This is a genomic window from Thiohalocapsa sp., assembly GCF_019695415.1.
GTDB lineage: Bacteria > Pseudomonadota > Gammaproteobacteria > Chromatiales > Chromatiaceae > Thiohalocapsa.
The window spans coordinates 1-5,205 of sequence record NZ_JAIFKJ010000490.1 but is presented as its reverse complement, the minus strand read 5'-3'; the positions used below and the strand labels follow the sequence as shown (position 1 = coordinate 5,205).

General features: G+C 65.1%; 3 protein-coding genes. 1 reads left to right on the top strand and 2 read right to left on the bottom strand.

The window, feature by feature from the left end; genetic code table 11:
• Together I6U14_RS13660 and I6U14_RS13655 are read right to left on the bottom strand one after the other, a co-directional pair.
• Window positions 1-382, bottom strand: a 382-nt coding sequence (locus I6U14_RS13660; RefSeq protein WP_296900072.1) for an AbgT family transporter, incomplete at its 3' end; no start/stop codon positions are given.
• Between the two features lie 127 nt (window positions 383-509).
• Window positions 510-4,514 carry an efflux RND transporter permease subunit gene (locus I6U14_RS13655; protein ID WP_296900071.1) on the bottom strand — a complete coding sequence of 1,335 codons (4,005 nt, stop codon included), beginning with the start codon at window positions 4,512-4,514 and terminating at the stop codon, window positions 510-512.
• 274 nt (window positions 4,515-4,788) lie between these two features.
• Between I6U14_RS13655 and I6U14_RS13650 the strand changes: the two genes are divergently transcribed.
• Complete coding sequence (locus I6U14_RS13650) at window positions 4,789-4,986, top strand: hypothetical protein (protein ID WP_296900070.1); 198 nt, start codon at window positions 4,789-4,791, stop codon at window positions 4,984-4,986.
• Window positions 4,987-5,205: the final 219 nt, after the last annotated feature.

Genomic DNA, 5,205 nt, shown 5'->3' with positions numbered 1-5,205 from the left:
AGACGGTCATGGGAACCAAGAGCCGCCCAGGCGCGGCCGCCAGCAGCCGCCGCAGCAGCACCGGCAGCAGGCCAGAGAGCTCAGCAACGCCGATGCCGAGCAGCCCCACCAGCACGAGCCCCAGCGGCGGAAACTCGACGAAGTTATCCACCAAGTTTGACAGGAGCCACCAGAGACCGTCGGCATCCAGCAGGCTGACGGGCGTGATGGGCTCGGTGACCAGCGCCCCGTCCCGCTCCAGCGTGCGCGTCACCTCCCAACCCAGCCAGACAGCGAGCTGCGAGAGCAGCATCACCATCAGGGTGCCCAGGGCGAAGAGCGTGGAAGGATCGGGCAGCCGGTTGCCGACCCGCTCGACGGTGTTGAGCCAGCCGCCGGTCATCCGCCGGCCTCGTCCGCTTGCGGCCCGGTGTGCTTGCCGAGGGTCATCTTGTGCCGCGCGATGTGCTCGGACTCGAAGAAGTCCCGCATCGCCTCGCCTCCCACCCAATGTCGCCGCCGCGTCGCCCTCACTGGCTGCTCGGCGGGCGCGAGCTGCTGTTGGGACGCGCGGTGCCCTGCGCCTGGCCCTCTGACTTGCCGGATGTGTCGCTCGATGCCGCTGCGCCTGTCTTGTTCGCAGAACGCTTGCGCGTTGCCCCAGTCTTCTTCACGCTGGAGGTCTTGCGTACCGTTGTCTTCTTGGTCGCGGCGGCCTTTTTCGCAGCCGCGCTCTTCTTCGCCGCGGCCTGCTTGGTGGTGCCCTTCTTGGTGGTGCCCTTCTTGGCTGCGGCCTTCTTGGTCGCCGCCCGCGCCGGAACCGGTGGGGCCGGTGCCGCTGATGTATCCGCCTGCTCGGATTTCACAGGAGCCGCCGGCGACACCAACGACGCCGGTGTCGGCGCCGCTGACTGCTCCCAGCCGCGCGCAGCGGCGGAGGTCGACGCCGCCGCCGGGTCATGGCGCCGGGCGCCGGAGACTGCCCTAGCCCCGGTTCCGCTGCCGGATGGGCCACCTCCGCCGGACGCTGGCCCCGAGCCGTCATCATCTTCCGGCGGAACGCGGCCGAACAGTGCCAGCAGCGCGCGCCAGATGACCGCCCCCAATCGGCTCAGGATACCCAGCAGCCAGATTACCGCGGCCACCAAGCCGCTCCACAGGCTGACCCACAAGGGCGTGCGCATACTGCTGGCGCCGGGTTGCTCGATGGGCGTCCCCTCCACCTCCGCGTACCGCCCGGAGAGCTCGATCTCGCCGCTTTCGGCCTCCAGCAGGTAGAAGTGCTTGCGCAGACTGATGCAGCCGAGCGGGATCACAATCACAGCCATGAGCGTGGCCACGCCTGCGCCGAAGAAGAGGCTCACGGCCATGCCCTGGAAGATCGGATCCTGGATGATGGCCCAGGCGCCCGCCATCAGCGTCAGCGAGGTGATCAGAATGGGCCGCATGCGGATCTCGGCGCCGTCCACCGCCGCCTCGCGCACGCTCTTGCCCTTGGCGACCTCTATCTTCACGAACTCGACGATGAGGATGGACTGGCGCACGATGATGCCGCCGAGCGCGATGAGACCGATCATGGACGTGGCGGTGAATTCCGCACCCATGACCAAGTGTCCGGGAATGATGCCGATGAGGGTGAGCGGAATGGGCGACATAATGAGCCCCGCCAGGGCGAAGTCGCGGAACTCCCAGACGATCAGCCCATAGATCAGGAGCAGTGCCGCGATGAAGGCGACACCCATGTCGCGGAACGTCTCGTAGGTGACCGTCCACTCCCCGCTCCATTCGAACCCCGACTCAGCGTCGTCAGGGGGCGGCCCGATGAGCCCCCCGGGCATGCCGGTCATCTGGACGCCGTCCGGCGTCGTGTAGTCGCGAAGCAGCTCTTCCACCTCAAGCATGCCGTAGATTGGCGCGCCAAGGCGCCCCTCCATCTCGCCCACGACATATTCCATTGGACGCAGATCCTTGTGGTAGATGATCGGATCTTCTAGGCGCTTGACGAATTGGCCAAGCTCCGACAAGGGAATGGTCTCGCCGCTCGGCGAACGTATGGGTAGGCTGCCCAGTGTGTTGAGCTCGGCGCGATTGGCGAGCGGCACCTGGAGCACGATGTAGGTGGGCTCCTGCACGGTGCCGCGCTTGACGTCGCCGACCTTGAAGCCGCCCATGGCCATGGCCAAGGCTTGATTGATGGCGTCCACGGAGATGCCCCGGCGCACGGCCTTCTCGGTGTCCACATCGAAGCGCCAGTACTCGTAGGGCTCGGCCATGTAGTTGTCGACGTCGACGATGCTCTCCACCTCCTCGAACATCTCCGTCATGTCGCGCGCGACTTGCCGGCGCACGGACTCATTCGGCCCATAGATCTCAGCGACCACCGTTTGCAGCACCGGCGGCCCCGGCGGCATCTCCACCACGGCGATGCGCGCGCCCAGATTCTGCGCCAGCGGCCCGAGCAGCTCCCGTGCGGCAACGGCGATCTCGTGGCTGCCTCGCTCCCTCTCCGTCTTGTCCTCGAGCATGACCAGGAGATCCCCTTCCCACGGATTGGCGCGCAAGTAGTAGTGACGCACCATGCCGTTGAAGTTAAAGGGCTGCGCCGTCCCGGTGTAGGTCTGTACCGCAGTGACTTCCGGAACCTCCCGGACCTTCTCCGCCAGCTGCCGGACCACGTTGGCCGTCTCCGGCAGCGCCGTGCCCTCCGGCATGTTCACCACGACACTGAACTCCGGCTTATTATCGAAGGGCAGCATCTTCACGGGCACCGTCTTGGTGTAGAAGAGCAGACAGACGCCGGCGGTGACGGCAATGACCGTCACAAGAAAGGACACGCCCAGGCTGCGATTCTCGATGAGCGGCAGCACGATGGGCCGGTAGATGCGCCCGATGACGCGGCGAGTCAGCTCCTCGCGCCGCTCCGCCTTGCGCAGGGCCGCCATGCGGGGGCGTACGCGCAGCGCAAACCAAGGTGTAAATACGAAGGCCGCCACCAAGGAGAAGAACATGGCCGAGGAGCCGAGCACTGGAATGGGGCGCATGTAGGGGCCCATCAGGCCGCTCACCCAGCCCATCGGCAACAGGGCCGCGATAATGGTGAAGGTGGCAAGGATGGTTGGGTTGCCCACTTCGTCTACGGCGCGCACGGCGTCGGCGATGGAGGTCTTGCCGACCTCCAGCCAGTGCCGAAAGATGTTCTCCACCACGACCGTGGCGTCGTCCACCAGGATGCCGATGGCGAAGATCAGCGCAAACAGGCTGACGCGGTCGATGGTGTAGTCCACCACCATGGCCCACCAGATCGTGAGCAGGATCACCACCGGGATCACGGTGATCACCACGAAGGCCGCCCGGGCGCCAAGTCCGATGAGGCATAGGATGGAAACGATCACCGCCGCCTCGAACATCGCCTGCAACAGCTCGTTGACCTTGTCGTTGGCGGTCTTGCCGTAGTTGCGGGTAATCTCGACGTGGACGTTGGTGGGAATGAGCGTCCCCTCGAGGCTCTCCAGCTTCTCCAGCACCGCTCTGGCGACGGTGACGCCGTTGGTCTTCTCCTTCTTGGCGATGGCGAGGGTCACCGCCTGAGCGCCATCGGCCGGCGCGTCACCCTCGTAGGCCCGCCCCGTGGAGTAAGTGACGATCTGCTCTGTGTCCTCCGGCATGTGGGAGACCATGGCCACGTCACGGACGTAGACAGGCCGCCCGCCCTGCGTGCCCACCACCAGGCGGGACACATCATCTGCCGTGCGCAGGAAAGCGCCGGAGTAGACATTGAAGGCGGCACCGCTCGACTCGCTCTGCCCCGTGGCGCGCTCCGCGTTGGCGCTCTGAATGGTGCCGGCGATGCGGTCCAGCGTCACGCCATAGCCCGCAAGCCGCTCCATCAGCACCTCGACGCGGATCTGCTCCTCACGTCCGCCGACGACGAAGCCCTTACCCGTGTCCTTCACGGAGCCCAGCTCCTGCAGCACGTCCAATGCGAGGGTCCGCAGCTGGGCGTCGCTGACGTCGTTCGACCACAAGGTGGCCGTTACGACGGGCACATCGTCGACACTCACGGGCTTGACCAGCGGCATCTCGACGTCCGGCGGCATCTTGTCCAGGTTCGACTGGAGCTTGTCGTGGACCTTGACGATGGAGTCGCCCATCTCCTCGCCCACGTAGAAGCGCACTGTCACGATCGCCGCACCCCGCTGGGTGGCCGAGTAGACATGCCGCACGCCCGGGATCTCTTTCATGATCCGCTCCAGGGGCTCGGTCACCATGCTCTCCACCTGCTTGGCGGACGCCCCCGGGTACTGCACGAAGATATCGATCATCGGCACGGAGATCTGTGGATCTTCCTGCCGCGGCGTAAAGAAGAGGCCGATCAGACCGATGCAGAGACACCCGAGCAGCAGCATCGGGGTGACCGGCGTGTTGATGAAGGCCCGAGCAATCCGCCCGGCAAGCCCCAACGGCTTGGTTTGCGTTCCCTGTTCCGGAAGCTGGGACCTATCGTCAGTGGAGGGTCTGGTGCTGTCGCCGGCCATGGGCTGGTCAATGACTCTCTGCGCAAAGCGGTTCTGCGAGAAGCCAACGCCCTGATGCTGCCCCGCGCGTTGGAAGACGGTCCGTCAATTTAGACCATCAAACTCAAGTGTTACAGAGTCTGCGCGCTACAGCCATGGCGCAGTACGGAACCTTGCCACCTGGACAATAATATTAGTGGTTGCTAAATTACTCACACTTAAAAAAGGGGCGGGTGTTTCGCTGTCTATCGACGCCCCGCGCCAGCTGCCCGGCCTTGCGCCGAGGAGTTTTTCCATGTTTATCGACAACCTTTCCATGGCAGGCCTGCTGGTGGTCATGCCCTACGCCCTGTTGCCGCTGCTGTTCGGCCGCGAATTCCTGCGGGTCACGGAGGACGGCGTGGACAGTGCGGCGCAAGCCTTGCGGCCCCATCCCAAGACAGCGGGCCCACAAGGCCCTGACACTGCCGCACAACCTATCCCATGCAACTGATCCCCGCGATATGGCGGAAAGTCGCGAGTTTCGAGGGGCGAGGTTCGAGAAAGAGAACAGGCATCAGCAGGTTGTTCGCGCGACAAACCGAAAACCGGCGAGCGATGGGTATGTCTTGATCCCTGATGCAGGGTGTGCCGCGGCGGCACCCATCTGAACAGTGCCGGCTTAGGGAAGCGCCGATTTATTGGCGCTTCCCGTGCGGGGCAGGACGCCCCG

What these genes read in the sequence shown, in the direction of transcription:
- I6U14_RS13655 (WP_296900071.1), bottom strand. Translation starts at nt 4,514, where the DNA reads ATGGCCGGCGACAGCACCAGACCCTCCACTGACGATAGGTCCCAGCTT.
- I6U14_RS13650 (WP_296900070.1), top strand. Translation starts at nt 4,789, where the DNA reads ATGTTTATCGACAACCTTTCCATGGCAGGCCTGCTGGTGGTCATGCCC.